Origin of the sequence: Streptosporangium sp. NPDC000509 (assembly GCF_042898365.1) — a bacterium.
GTDB lineage: Bacteria > Actinomycetota > Actinomycetes > Streptosporangiales > Streptosporangiaceae > Streptosporangium.
This window is the reverse complement of the sequence record NZ_JBIAYX010000002.1, coordinates 128,829-141,885: the sequence shown is the minus strand read 5'-3', so window position 1 is coordinate 141,885 and position 13,057 is coordinate 128,829. Positions and strand designations below refer to the sequence as shown.

The 13,057-nt window shown below is 60.0% G+C and carries 11 protein-coding genes and 1 pseudogene; 4 read left to right on the top strand and 8 right to left on the bottom strand.

Features of this window, described 5'->3' with window-relative positions; genetic code table 11:
• Nucleotides 1-58 precede the first annotated feature (58 nt).
• From ACFY3D_RS04065 to ACFY3D_RS04040, 6 genes are all read right to left on the bottom strand, one after another.
• Complete coding sequence (locus ACFY3D_RS04065) at nucleotides 59-1,267, bottom strand: DNA adenine methylase (RefSeq protein ID WP_389974634.1); 1,209 nt, start codon at nucleotides 1,265-1,267, stop codon at nucleotides 59-61.
• Between the two features lie 46 nt (nucleotides 1,268-1,313).
• Complete coding sequence (locus ACFY3D_RS04060; RefSeq protein ID WP_389974631.1) at nucleotides 1,314-2,723, bottom strand: hypothetical protein; 1,410 nt, start codon at nucleotides 2,721-2,723, stop codon at nucleotides 1,314-1,316.
• 3 nt (nucleotides 2,724-2,726) lie between these two features.
• Nucleotides 2,727-4,733 (bottom strand): ATP-binding protein, encoded by a 2,007-nt coding sequence (locus tag ACFY3D_RS04055; RefSeq protein WP_389974628.1) that lies wholly within the window; start codon nucleotides 4,731-4,733, stop codon nucleotides 2,727-2,729.
• Nucleotides 4,734-5,367: 634 nt separating this feature from the next.
• On the bottom strand, nucleotides 5,368-6,588 hold the full coding sequence (locus ACFY3D_RS04050; protein ID WP_389974625.1) for a hypothetical protein: 1,221 nt from the start codon (nucleotides 6,586-6,588) through the stop codon (nucleotides 5,368-5,370).
• Nucleotides 6,585-7,061 carry a DUF4365 domain-containing protein gene (locus ACFY3D_RS04045; protein ID WP_389975619.1) on the bottom strand — a complete coding sequence of 159 codons (477 nt, stop codon included), beginning with the start codon at nucleotides 7,059-7,061 and terminating at the stop codon, nucleotides 6,585-6,587. The genes ACFY3D_RS04050 and ACFY3D_RS04045 overlap by 4 nt, the downstream gene beginning before the upstream one ends.
• Nucleotides 7,062-7,592: 531 nt before the next feature.
• A complete protein-coding gene (locus ACFY3D_RS04040) occupies nucleotides 7,593-7,967 on the bottom strand; it encodes a hypothetical protein (RefSeq protein WP_389974623.1) in 375 nt (124 codons plus the stop codon).
• A gap of 908 nt (nucleotides 7,968-8,875) precedes the next feature.
• Between ACFY3D_RS04040 and ACFY3D_RS04035 the strand changes: the two genes are divergently transcribed.
• Nucleotides 8,876-9,544, top strand: a complete 669-nt coding sequence (locus tag ACFY3D_RS04035; protein WP_389974620.1) for a GNAT family N-acetyltransferase — start codon at nucleotides 8,876-8,878, stop codon at nucleotides 9,542-9,544.
• Between the two features lie 52 nt (nucleotides 9,545-9,596).
• Here the strand turns inward: ACFY3D_RS04035 and ACFY3D_RS04030 are convergent.
• A pseudogene (locus tag ACFY3D_RS04030) lies at nucleotides 9,597-9,845 on the bottom strand (DUF6461 domain-containing protein); the annotation flags it as partial.
• Nucleotides 9,846-9,939: 94 nt separating this feature from the next.
• On the opposite strand from ACFY3D_RS04030, the gene ACFY3D_RS04025 reads away from it, so the two are divergent.
• A complete protein-coding gene (locus ACFY3D_RS04025; RefSeq protein ID WP_389975616.1) occupies nucleotides 9,940-10,305 on the top strand; it encodes a DUF4265 domain-containing protein in 366 nt (121 codons plus the stop codon).
• A 251-nt stretch (nucleotides 10,306-10,556) separates the two neighbouring features.
• Here ACFY3D_RS04025 and ACFY3D_RS04020 read toward each other — a convergent pair whose 3' ends face one another.
• Entirely contained in the window at nucleotides 10,557-11,033 is a 477-nt protein-coding gene (locus ACFY3D_RS04020; protein WP_389974617.1) for a hypothetical protein, read from the bottom strand.
• Between the two features lie 665 nt (nucleotides 11,034-11,698).
• Between ACFY3D_RS04020 and ACFY3D_RS04015 the strand changes: the two genes are divergently transcribed.
• The gene (locus ACFY3D_RS04015) at nucleotides 11,699-12,493 is read left to right on the top strand and encodes an HAD family hydrolase (protein ID WP_389974614.1); all 795 of its coding nucleotides are present in this window, start codon (nucleotides 11,699-11,701) and stop codon (nucleotides 12,491-12,493) included.
• A gap of 54 nt (nucleotides 12,494-12,547) precedes the next feature.
• Nucleotides 12,548-12,934 (top strand): hypothetical protein, encoded by a 387-nt coding sequence (locus ACFY3D_RS04010; protein WP_389974611.1) that lies wholly within the window; start codon nucleotides 12,548-12,550, stop codon nucleotides 12,932-12,934.
• The last annotated feature ends 123 nt before the right edge of the window (nucleotides 12,935-13,057 follow it).

Here is a 13,057-nt window from a genome sequence, read left to right as displayed (position 1 = left end):
CCTTCCCGACGGGACAACGGCGACGGACGACTTGAAAGCGTCCGGAGTTCCTGCTCGCTCACAGCAGGCGTAGATGCTCGTCAAGCGGGACAGTCGCAGGAGGGAGCGTCGTGATCAATAACTCTTCGGCGGATCGCTTTCCAACGCGACCAGCCGCTGTGTAGCGGGTGGTGATCAGACGTTTGCTGATTCGCCAGCGGCGTACACCAAGCATCTCGCGGTCATCTTCCGAAGGAGTCATGCGGTTGTGCGCGTATAGCCATGTGCTTTGCGTGAGCATTGGGTGGTTGTCGTAGCTGAGCAGCCACCTGAACTGTGCCTTCGTTCGCAGGTACTCAGCGAGGCTGAGGTGGAGCGTGTCATCACTGGGCCGGGACGCGCCGAGCCCGTCGCCGCCGTAGCCCCCTCGCGGGTCGAACGAGGTTCGATAGAGGAGTGATGACTTTTCGACGTATGGCGGGTCGAGGTAGGCAACTACCCGAGACGGCAGAAGCTGTGGGTAATGCTCGGGGACGTCGTCGAGGGTCTGGCGCCAATCTTTGCGCCACACGTCCACGAGGCGTCCGACATCATAGAGATGGCCGACGTACCGGAGTCGCTCAGCGATCGCGTCTGGATTCCACCGGCAGCCGATCGGGTAGTCACTTGTCTGGGCACGTCCGCCGATGGGACCGGCCTTGCCATGTAAGATGCCCGAAAAGGTGGTCCTGTTGAGGAACAGACATTTTATAGCAGCCGCCAGGCGACGATTGCGCGGAATCATGTTCGGCCGCGGATTCCAGTCGCGCCAGTAGTCCCATCGTTCAACGGCTGCCGTGCCACCATTACGCACGTATCGCTTCCACTCATCATGCATTCGGTCGACAAGCCGCTCGGTATCGTCAGCGGCCGCCTGCCAGAAGGCTGTGACAAGCGGGTCAGCATCTGCAAGGAGAATGCGGTCCACACTGCCCTCACCGATCATGCGCAGTGATGCTGACGCCCCGCCGGCGAAGGGCTCCACGAGAAGGTTAATCTCGGGCACTTCCCGGGACTGTTTCGCCGATGTGATCACTCGCGTGATGACGGGGGCTAGTGACGACTTGGCGCCCGGATAGCGCAAGGGCGACTGATAGCGGCCATGGGCGAGCCTGTGCGAGACAGGCTCAAGCTTTTTAACCAAAGGACGAGCCCTGACATTTATCGCCTCGCCGGTGCCGAAGAGACTAGCGGTCCGGGCAAGCTCGCTAGCAGCGATGCCGGTCGGCGGCGAGGTCAGAGTCGTCATGACCGTATCATGCCGGACGAACGAATGTTCGGGCGCATAGTTCGGTCTACCTTTTGAAGTAGGTTGGCGGCTGCACTGCCTGGATGTCGAGTTTCAGCCCAGGAATGTTCTGCTGCGCCATCATCGTCAGGACAGATCGTCCAACCCCTAGGGGCAGCGCGGCCGCTGAATGCGCGAGGGCGATGGGCACGACGGCATGTTGATACATACGGGTCCTGAGCGAGTCGAGAACATCGCAGATCAGACGAAGTGTCGGGTAGGCATCCCACCCTTCAACTTCGGTACCACCGTCGTATGGCGAAAGTCCGGGAGCTGGTAGGACCGTGATCACCAGGGGATCCCCGGCACGAGTGCGATAGATGAAGCGGCGTCCGTAGAACTCATCGACACCGTAGTGGTTGTTCGCTGGGCGTCCTGAGATCCGGTTGATGTAGTCGTTGGTGAGCCGCATGACGTGCCCGGCGGGGATTAGGTCCTTGATCTGCTCAGCGTGCTCGACGAACGCTCCCGACTTCTCGATGCCTACGATGAGCGGGGCGACGAGGCTGTGCTGGGCGCACCAGTTGCTCAGGTCGCTGAGATGTTCCTGGAATCGACGTTTGAGTGGAGCCAGTGGACCAAACAGAGCAAGCGGTCCGTCAGTGATGAAGATGGTGTGCCGGAGGACGTCAGGTGCCGTGTCGGCGAAGAAATTCAGGTAGCACAGAGACATCAGCCGTTCGGCGGCTGTCATGACACGTCCCATGGGGGTGAAGTTAGAGCCCTCGACGTTGTACTCCTCGTGAGTTCGGAGCACGTCCGCGAGGTAAAGCTGTGCGTTGCATGACGGGCAAGTGCCGCCCGTGGCGGTGACAGCGAGCGTGGCTATGCTCGTCGCCTTGAGTCCGCAGCCAGGGCATACCCGGAGCGCGACTCCCGCCGCGGGCGCTCCACGAGTGCCGTGCAGCGCAAGGAGGCCATCGGCGAGAGTCATGCTGGTGCTCGAGTCGAATCGCGAGCTCTGGAGGAACGCGTCGAGCTCTGCGCGCCAGGTGTCGACGCCGCTCATACCTGGGCGAGCCAGCTGAGAGCCGGGGAGTGCGACGTCAAAGGCATACTCGGTGTGAGAGCGGCGGACCTCCCGTGGGTCGATGTACCGTACCTGTGCGAGGCTCCTGAAGACATCCAGGCGAACCACCGAGCCGGCGACCCGCAGGTAGCCGACTTTCACGGTTGGATGGTCGCGGGTTGTCTCAACCTCCGTGTCCGAGCCGTCTACTGTGATCGAAAAATCAACGTCATCCAACTTGCCAACAAGCGGCAGGTCTTCGAGCGGCGAGCAGAGCTCATCAATGTCGTCCCTGCTGTTCGGGCGAGCGCTTGTGATGGTCCAGCGTTGGAGCGCAGCCTTGACTGCCTCATTGCGGACCGTTCCTACGTGCCCGAGTCGGGAAGCCTTCTCTCCTTCGTAGGGCATGGACTACTCGCCTTCGTCCTGAAAGTCGATGCTTGCAAGCCCGGCGGTATTGCGTGCGTTGTTGACCATCGCGTGGTCGAACTTCGCAACCTGCACCGGGACGATGAACTTGCCGGAGTAAGTTTTCATCCGCACAAAGCCGATGTCTTCGGCCCGCATAATGCTAGGGGCCCAGACCTTGAAGTCGTAGTAGTGCGCCAGCTCACGCGTCTCGTGATCTGAGTTAAGGTGCGCGATCAACCAGTTCGAGGTATTGGACAGGATGCGCTTGTCGACGGAGGTGACCTCCTGCGTCGCGTAGATCAATCCCATCCGGTACTTCGCGGCCTCCTTCGACAGACGCACCCAAGGGTCATCAGCCACGTCTCGCCCACCGCGCTCGAACAGGTTGTGGGCTTCCTCAACGATGATCTGCATGTCGACTGGGTCGTCGTCAGCGCGGAACCGCTCGCTTGCTCGGTTCAGCAGATGCGTCACGATGCGCTCCGACATCACCTTAGCAACCTTGTCGTTGCCACTGGAGAGATCAACGATTGCAAGTCGCCCGGCGAGCATGTCCTGCCATAGGTGCTCGCCGACATCGCCAGCCGACTGCGCTCCATGGAAGGCGCGGATGCTGCGAATGGCGGATGTGACGCCCGTGTACTTGTAGACACTCCATATGTCGACGAAGTGGCAGTTACTTCTTTCGTGCCACTTTGGGAATTCGCCAGGCCGTTCGCCCACCCACTCCGCAAGTGCGAGTGCGCCAGCCGAAGTGAGTACACGGTAGCTGCCCGGTCGGCCAGCCTGGATGACCGCGCCAGAGTTGGCAGCCATGAATGCGTTCATCGGGTCTGCCTGTGCGGCAATAATGAGTTCCTGCGGCAGTGAGCTTCCTTGGAAACCGCACTTTGCCAGCAGCCCATAGAAGGCGACCATCGCCCAGCCCCAACGGTTGTACGCACTGCGATCGTTCCGGTCAGGCTCGGAAAGAACAGCCGACCGGAAGTCTTTACTGTAATTGGTGTTGACCGGTGCAGTTGCTTCGCTGACCAAGCTCCATCCCGCGTCCAGAACCTCGCGGTCGTAGAAGTTAATGCGCAGTGGTTTTTCCCGGATATCGGTCGAGTTGGGCTCCACCTTGTAGATCCGCACCGTGTTGTCGTCATCGCCGAGCAGTCGAAGGCCCGTTTTGTCCTGCTTGTTGACGTTGGCGTACTCGCCTTGAGGGTCAAAGATGAGTTGTCCGATGGAGCGCTTGTGCTCCGAACCGTAACGATGTACTGCCGTGACCAGGGTTTTGATGGTGTTGGACTTGCCCGTCCGAGTCATGCCGAACACGGCGGTTTTCCGGCCGATGAAGTCGGAGACGTCAACACGCACATCGGCCTGATCAGTGCCGGCGACTAGCGCCTTACGGCGTGTTGCAGCGAATCGAACTTTGCCGATCGCAAGGGCATCGCGATTGTCAACGGGTTCCGGGTAAGACGCCAGCCAGGAGAGTACCTCTATTGATGGAAGAAAAACCTGGTAACGAGCTGAGACGACCACGTTGTCGATATCCGCGCCATACTCGATCTGAGCGTCACGGGCATCAGTCTCGGTATAGAAAGTTCCGAGCACCTCGCAGTCGAAGGCGGACTGCTGCAGCTCGTTGCGAGTGAGTACGTCGGTAACGTCGTCGAATCCCACACCTGACGCACCAGCGTCGCGAACAACCGCCAAGCGCGTCTGGATCAGTTCGGACTCGTTGGGGAGCGGTGCAGTTCCGCGTACGCGGAGGAGAATGACCTCTTGATCCTCGAGCATAAATCCGGATTCGGTATTCTCTCCCGCAACCGCAAGAAGAAATCCGCCCCGCGGCACTCCTCCGGCCTTGTGCTTCTTGAAGTCGTCAGTCAGCACGATTGCGGAATCGTAGTCAAGGCGGTAGATGCCGCCGACCGGCACGCAGCCCTTGTTTATCAGCGCTGTCAGCGGCTTCCTGAGTTCTGTACTTCTACGAACCGCATCGGCGATCCCTGTCACGCATTGCTCCCTCTATCAGCCCCGAAACAGTACAGTACATCTGCCCAGTGATCTTGATCCCGAGTCGGCCGGGACGTTCACGGGGCCACCGACAAAGTGTCGCCCGTAACAGGGGCTGATGTGGTGATTTCGTCGAGATTTCTTGGATCTTTGGTTCTGGAATTTAGTTCGGCGGAGGAGTGGATCACGTTCGAAAGCTCTGCGCTCAAGCAGCGGCTGCGTCAATATGCATGAGGTGATCATGAAGCTTAGCGGGTTAACGTAGCTCCCTTGCAGGTTAGGGGCTATCTTCACTCGAAACGTTCACGAGTTGTAAGACCATCGTGGGCGGAAGTGGTCCGCAATCGTCGGTAGTAGAGCGGTTGGGAGATGGTGCCGCCCCCACGATCGCCAAGTCGTGGCTAAGCGCCATACCTGGTTGGGGGCGATCGACGGTCCAGGGCTTCGTCCCTCAGCCCCGGCCCAACGGGCAACATGGTTTCGTGTCCACGCGATAGCCGACGCATGTGGTTCGGAAGCCGAGATCTTGGTCAACGACTACAGCATCACCCCGTGTCGTCCCGAGATTCAGTGCCACTGAATCCTCCATCCCACTTTCCACCAAGACACTTTCCATCGGCGGACAAGGCAGAATTTACTCCAGTTCCATTGCCGTTTGATCCTCGCCGAGTCCCACCGCTTGAATATGGGCATACTTTATCGGAAGATCAATAGGCTGAATGTCCTGAGCATCATATAACCAGTAGTATCGCCCCTCTTTTTCCTGACGGCCCGTGACTACGATCCCGCGCTCGTCTCCGTGTGCCTCGAATGCCACCCTATATTGCTGACCTTCAAGACGGACGCGGATTTTTTTGGCAGGAGAGCCGCTAACTACCTCAATGCGAATTACTCCTGGACTTCCAGGGTTAGGTCTTTCCAGTAAGGTAACCGCCCCCATTACGGTAACCGTTTGAGAGGCTGAAGTTATTGCGAGACGGTTGCATGCTTTTTCTAGAATAGGGATGTGGCGGGGTTCAAACTCTTTAATCGCCGATTCTGGCTGGCTATCCTCTTCTAGATTTAAGGCCGGTTTCCAGGAGACCGATATGTCTGCACCATCGGAATTTTCAAGAACTCCCTGAAGGGCTAATACGAGTTCGTAAGATATTCCGTTCCGAACCCCCGCGTCGAAACCTGACATTGACTGCGAGTTCTCGAAGTGCTCTATAGCTTCTTGTGTAGCATCTAGAGACGAGATAAGAGTTTGCGTTATATCGCGCCCTGTATGGGATCCAACTCCAGGCAAGGTAGAGCCTTCGTCGGCTGGCCTCTCGTAGAATAATTTATCCACCGGGGCGTATGCTGTTACTACATAACTCGAATTGTCGGTTTGCCCCATCAACACGCTTCCAAGGAAAGCGTATGCGAACTTAGAATTTGTGTTGCCGAAGTAGGCTTTACGCGACTTCCGGGACTTGGCGGAAGCTAGGAGCGCCAAACGTGCCGAGTTGATCAAGCTCTCACCTTGGAGCCATGGAATGGCGCCAGCGATTGTGGTTACTTCCTTACGGAATCTGATCTCATCACCTAAAGACCTAGCATCACCCCCTAAGCGCATCAATAACTTCTCAGCTTGCGACTCGCGCTTCAACAAAGCCGCTAAAGCTTGCTGGAAAAGATCGCGATAATCAGCCATTTCCTCATTAAGAGGAAGAAGTAGGCTGGGCGCATTTTCGTCCCCCGAGGGACGCCAGCGCGAATAGAGGCCTTGCTGCCCTCCAAATTGCGACCACCCAACTCGTCGCAAAACAGCTGCAAAATCACCTGGGGAAATCTCCGTCGCTAGCTGACGTATCGAAAGGTTGCTGCTCACGGCTGGCCCCCAGCTCCAATGCGTTCCATGATCGCGCACAGAGCGATGTCATCGAAGACATTAGCAGTCGGAACGCTAACACTCGTCTCTTCCTCCCCCGTAGGGCGAAGTCCCTTTAAATCAGCCCAGTAGGCACAATGGCGGAGACTGAAGACATCGTGAGTGGCTGCTACCCAGGTAGCTATCTCCCTAGGAATGATCATCGCAACAAGTATGCGGTGGACAGTGACCGGCCTTGCGGCCATAAACGTCAATCGATCGTTCTTCAACTTGACGCTAACGTGTCCATTGGCCGGATTTGGGCCATACTGATACGTACTCTTCAACTGCACTTTGAGATCTATCTGATAATCTGCTAGGTGTTTGTTTGAGCTATGAGTAAGTATCCAGTCAATACCGTCATCTGGGTCAGGTTTCGCCATGGTGCAACCGGCTGCTGCCGCTACAGCTCGCAAATAACTATCTTGAAGCATCTCCATTCGGCTTTTAAGCCTCAGGTCACCCCGAAGGGGATCTGTCGATGGCCCCGGGATTAGTATCGCCATTCAGTTGACTCTCCTGCTGCGGCTTACTTATGCCCTGCATTCCACCTTAGGCAGAATCATTCAGTCTCAGGGTGAACGAAACGATCACACCCGACAAGCCCTAGCTTGTCTGACGTGTTCAAACTGTTACTTTTGCGACTTGCGCCCTACGGCCGCTGTGGATGGGAGCAGCTCGGCCCTGCCGAGTCAAGGGCGCCTACGATGTTGCTATGTGATCAGCTCTGCTGCTGTTGACATGGCCCCACCAAAGATCGGGAGCTACGAGGAGGACGGTGATGGGTCAGAAGTCGTGCAGGGCAATTCCAATTTGGGACTAACAGGAAGATCCGGAACATATGTGGAAGGAGCTTCGCATACTCGGCGCTATGTAACTCATCTGCCCAGGTCATCAGATGAGAGAGCAGATACCGGCCGCTCCACTTCTAATCCGACGGCCGCAGGCGCCATCGGAAGTGTCTGCTAGGCCGGAAAATCGGTGTTCCAGGGGTGGGCGAATCGCTCGGGCACTACACCCCAATCTTGGAGCAGGGCGAGGAGGTTGGCCTCGTCGGTGGCGACGATGCGCTTGAGTTCGTTGCTTCCAATGTCGTAGTCCAAGCCGTCGAGGCGCTCGATGACGTATTCGCAGTGTGTCAGCCGGAAGCTGCGCCTCTCGTCGTTACGTGTCCAGCCTTCTCGTTGGGCGGCATCGTCGGCGACAGTTCGCAGTGGGCGGATCTCGATCCATGCCCGATACTGCGGCCGGTCCGCCTCGACTTCGGCGACGAGGGGCCTGCCAAGGCGAAGCGCGCTTAGCTTGTCTGTTGGGAAGACTGCCTCAGCGGGTTGATCCACAGGGTTCAGCGTCTCACGGTGGCGTCCGGGGGACCGTGCAATATATGTGCAATGATCTTGCTGGTGGAGGCGGCCTGACAAGATGTCGCCGCAGGTCAGAAGCATTGAGGCAGCAGGAACGGTCACGTCCTGTAAAACCGTCGGCTCAGCCTACGCAGGTTCAAGTCCTGCACCTGCCACCAGCCAAACTGGCAGCTCAGAGGCCCTCCGGGGCCTCTTTTGCGTTTCCGGGACATGCAGCTACAGGCAGCCGGAAGCAGCCGCATGTCACCACTCCACCAATATGCGTGCAATGATCTTGGCCGTGTTTTCCCAGGTCGCGCCGGGCTTTCGGGTGGCTCTGGAACGGGCATCGGCCTTTCGACGGTCTGCTGAGACGTGACAGGATGTGCCGCATGCTGACTCGAAGGAACCGTGCCGCGTAGGCCGCCCGGCACTCTGCGTTCAGGGTGCCCTCGATCATCCGGCCACACCCCGGCCAGGCAGATACTTGGAATCTCTCGTAAGACCCATGCCGCGATACGACGGCTGGAAGCCGAGCGTCTGTGGCTGGATGCCCTGGCCGACGCCTTGGACCAGTACGCAGGGTTTCTCCGGCACTCTGGCCGATACCTCTACCTCCGTCCGGACGGGTTGCCATGTTGCGACCCCGTAGAAGCCCGTGACCTCCTGGAAGAAGCCCTCCACGCCCTGCCTTCGTTCGCTCGATCTGAGCTTCGGCGAATCGTGGAGCCTCTGGACACGAAGTTCCTCGACCGGACCCTGCCTGATCCAAGGGCAGACGACGGACGCTCGTCAATGTCAAGTACATGGTGGCGACATCGCCTGGCCGAATGGTGATCATGTAACGGCCTACAGTGTGCAGCGCAAGCGAAAGGGTCCCGAATGACTTCCGGGACCCTCTTACGTTGAACATCTCAGCCGACCGGCGCGTCACCGATCCGCTGGTTCGCGAGATCCTTTCAGCGCCACAGGCGCAGACGAGTGCAAGGGGCCTGTTCTATGCTCACGGCCCTATGAGCCCCTTGCGCACGCTATCTGCCACGGAGATCCTTTCGGAACGACTCCTGCTGCGCAGTGTGTTGCACAATGCCGACCGCGAAGGATTCATCGAGCTCTCGACCGACCCCGAGGTTCAGGCATACATCGGTGGTCCCCAGCCTCGGAATGACGTCGAGCAGCGCTTCGATGCAGCAATCGCCAACGCGACATCCAGGCCCGGCAACTACGTCATCGCGGACAACACGACGAACCGACTTATCGGGACATTGATGCTCGCCCACCGGTCGACCGATGGCCCCGGGCATGTCACCGAGGATGGCGAGGAACTGGAGCTGGGCTATGTACTGCGGCGCAGTGCATGGGGCGCGGGGTTCGCATTCGAGGCCGCAACAGCCGCGTTGCGCGCTGCGGCTGACGAACTCCCCGACCAGCCGGTCTCGCTCGTGACCCAGACCGCGAACAAACGATCTCTGAAACTCGCCGCCCGCCTTGGCTTCTGCCCCATCAGCACGTTCGAGGAGTTCGGCGCCGAGCAGACCCTCTGCATGGCGCCCTTGTCCATGTTCCGAGTCTGATCACAGCATCCAACACAGCGGACCCCCGGGGTTTCCGGTACTTCCCAGGCCGTCAGGAGGTGGGTCTGATGCAGGAGTACCGTGCTTCGAACCAGTCGGTGGCGACATCGGTTTTCGTAAAGCGTCCGATCAGCGCCAAGGCCGAGTTGACGCTCTCTTTCGGGTCCACGCGATCCTCGAAGACGTCGTCAGCGCTGATCTGGAAGCGTCGGCCGTCCATCAGGTGATCGAGCGCGTACGGGTCGTTGCCGAAGCGCAACTCCGGCTCGGAGGGGCTGAAGGAGGTCACCAGGTGTCCGTCGCGGGCGTAGTGGTGGAGGAGAGGTTAACCGGTGTTCTGGTTCGTCTCCTCGGGCGTCTTGGCAGGGCTCGATGCCCGAGAAGAATGCGCGATCATGTCGGTCATGGCCTCCACGACTTCACCGGAGCACGACACGACCGAGAACAACCGGATCAAGGTCTGGTTCCGGTTTGTGCCGCGAGAAGGGGGGGCTTCCCTACAGCACCGAAGGACTCTGGGCCACGCGGCTTGGCGAGGACACCGCCCGTCTGGAAAACGTCCCCTTTCTGCAAGAGGGGTGGCCATGGGAGATGTCGTGCGGTTCGCTACCGATGCCGAGGGACTCCACTGGGCCAAGGAACGTGCGGAGGCGTCGGGAAGCTGTACCGTGCGGGTCCTGGCCGTTCCCAGCGGTCCACTCGGACCAAGTGCCCAGGCCGTGCACGAGCGGCGTCACCAGCCGCCGGACCCTGGAGCCTGATGACACACCGCCGGTGTCCGGGCTAAGGGGGGAAGCTCACGAGCCGTTGGAGCGCCCGCAGGCGATCCCGACGATCCTCCACACTCAGCGTTCTACCAGCCGCCCAGGTAAGGAACGCTATCGATCATGGATGTCGTGACTCGGTTGATGCTGGACATTCCCAGCCGGCCCTTCGCTGTTGTGCTTTGGACTTGATCGCATGATCTCTTGGGGCGCGGTTCGGCCACCAGCTGTAGTGGTTGCCGAAAGAATCACGTCGGCCCTGAGGCGTTCGGACCCATTTCGCCCTGGGGCTTCCTCATGCGAAGCAGGCGGCTCTGCGCCTCGGTACGGACGCCGTCGTTCTCATCGGAGGTCAACTCCCGCAGTTGCCGGACCAGTTGATCTGCGCCGCTCTCCGTTATCCAGCGGGGATCACAGTCGATTTCCGCCGCCAGTTGATCAGAGGTGTCGAAAGCCTGCGCACAGGCGAGTGCCGCCAGTACGGCGCGCAGACCACATGCGTCTCCCCGCTGCATTAGGGCTTCCGCCGTCTCCTGGGTGACCCCTGTGTCATCAGGATCCAGCAGGAGGCGGTGAAGGACCTCGGACACCTCGGGTATGTGCGCCGATGCCGCAAGGCGCCGTCCGGCGGCGGCTCTCACCGACCACAGAGGGGAGTTGGCCTCACGAGTGGCTTTGGTGGTCGAGTCCAAGAACGGCCGTTCCTGTTCGGGGTCGTCACGCACCTGCTCAACTCTAAGCTCGCGGATGACGGCCGTGCTGTCTGGTCTCCTGAAGTGTCGACAACACCAAGAGCTTGGACAGAAAGCGATCAAGCGAGGCCAAAGCCTCCATCAGCCCCGAAGCGATTCATGGCGGTAGGCCGATGGGCCAGATCTGGAGATCGGCTTTCCGGTGTGCGATCATCGACGCCATGACATCGATCAGAAAGGGCCATGCCTCGTAGGCGCCCTTCGGAGGTTCGCGCACGAGAATCGGTGTGCGGAACCCACAGAGCTTCGATTCATCAGGTTCCCGGTCTCGGACGTCGCCCCATGGCCGCGGTGATTGCGCTGGAGCACACCCGGATGTGGCCCGGAACGGTTGCTGAGGCACTGCTGGCTTGGACGCAGGCAGTCGTTCCCGGCACCGTCGACCGGATCGGACCCCGGTGTATATGTCCCGAGTGCGGAGACGCGCCACGTCAGCGGCTCGAACAGGCACTCATCGCCTTGCCGCGTTGGGCCGAACCGTATCTCTACGCCCTGGTCCTGCCCATCGACAGGCGGTTTCTCGCCCGAACGTCGCCGGACCCGCATGCCTCGCCCGAGTGGCCGTGGTGGCAGCAACGACGTTGAACATCAGGGACGGTGCATTAATCAGCAGGCGCACGGCCTCGGCGAGGTGGCCGATGGACGCGTACAGCGGTGGAATGCTCGGCGTGGCGGAACCCGGCAACACCAGGACCAGAAGGGGCGACCTCATGCCGATCCAGGGGGTGCTTTTCGACGTGGACGACACTCTGTTCGACTACTCGACCTCGGAAGAAGTCGGCGTGCTCACCCACCTGCGGGCCGAAGGACTGCTTGAGAGGTTCCCCGACTCCACCACGGCGCTCGCGCTCTGGCGGGATGTCATGGAGAGGCAGTACGCCCGCTTTCTGAACGGCGAGCTCACCTTCACCGAACAGCAGCTCGAACGCACCAGGGAATTCCTCTCCCACCTCGGGCAGATCACGCATGCCGGTCTGTCGGACCAGGAAGCCTCCGCGTGGTTCGCCGGATACCAGGTTCACCGCAGGGCCGCCTGGGCGGCGTTCCCCGACGCCGAGCCGGTCCTCAAGAAACTCGCACCCGACTACCGCCTCGGCGTCGTCTCCAACTCATCCGCCGATCACCAGCGTCACAAGCTCGACGTCCTTGGCCTTCTGCCCTACTTCGGTGACACGCTTGTGTGCTCCGAGCAGCACGGTGCGGCCAAGCCCGCGTCGAGCATCTTCGTCGCCGGCTGCACCTCCCTCGGCCTCCAGCCGCATGAGGTGGCCTACGTCGGAGACAAGTACGCGTTGGACGCGGTGGGAGCCCACGAGGCAGGGCTGCACGCCTACTGGCTCGACCGGGCGAACATCAGCGCTCGCACGGCCGTCGGTAGCGGCATTCGAGTCATCCGCTCCCTCGATGAACTCCCGGCCGCACTCACGGGCTGAGCTCTATCGGCACCATGCCACCATGGCGAAACGTGGCTCGGCCGACGGCGGCTGATGGCGATCGACGGGTTCGTGCTCGACCTGCCCGGCACTCCGGCGGACCTCGAAGAGTTTTCCAAGGACAGTGTGGGCGGGTATGAGAGCGCGTTCCCGCAGGCCCGGGTCGTGGTCATCGGCGAGTGTGCCGCCCACGCGATCGTCGCGGCGGATGTGTCGGGCTGCTGGGACAGTGAACAGATCCTTGCCTGTTCCCTGTCCGAGCGGCTGGAGGAGGACATGCCGCTGCTCTCGTCGGCCGTGGTTTCCCGCCGCCCGCCGAACCTGTTCGAGGATGTGCGGCAGGTGCTGGATCGGCGTCACACCGGCGCCGGAGAGAACCGTCATCGAGACCGAAAAAATGTGATGGCCATATGGAAAGAAAATAATGAGAATGTAAAATAGTATTCTGAGAATGGCTGTGAGATCGAAAGGATATCGACCGCGTACGTTTAGCCGTAAAAATGCGCACGTGGCGATTGAGAAATAAGTTCAGCGCCTGCCTTGACGCCTCTCAGATAGGGGGGT

What these genes read in the sequence shown, in the direction of transcription:
- ACFY3D_RS04065 (WP_389974634.1), bottom strand. Translation starts at nt 1,267, where the DNA reads ATGACGACTCTGACCTCGCCGCCGACCGGCATCGCTGCTAGCGAGCTT.
- ACFY3D_RS04060 (WP_389974631.1), bottom strand. Translation starts at nt 2,723, where the DNA reads ATGCCCTACGAAGGAGAGAAGGCTTCCCGACTCGGGCACGTAGGAACG.
- ACFY3D_RS04045 (WP_389975619.1), bottom strand. Translation starts at nt 7,061, where the DNA reads ATGCTTCAAGATAGTTATTTGCGAGCTGTAGCGGCAGCAGCCGGTTGC.
- ACFY3D_RS04025 (WP_389975616.1), top strand. Translation starts at nt 9,940, where the DNA reads ATGTCGGTCATGGCCTCCACGACTTCACCGGAGCACGACACGACCGAG.
- ACFY3D_RS04015 (WP_389974614.1), top strand. Translation starts at nt 11,699, where the DNA reads ATGGACGCGTACAGCGGTGGAATGCTCGGCGTGGCGGAACCCGGCAAC.
- ACFY3D_RS04010 (WP_389974611.1), top strand. Translation starts at nt 12,548, where the DNA reads ATGGCGATCGACGGGTTCGTGCTCGACCTGCCCGGCACTCCGGCGGAC.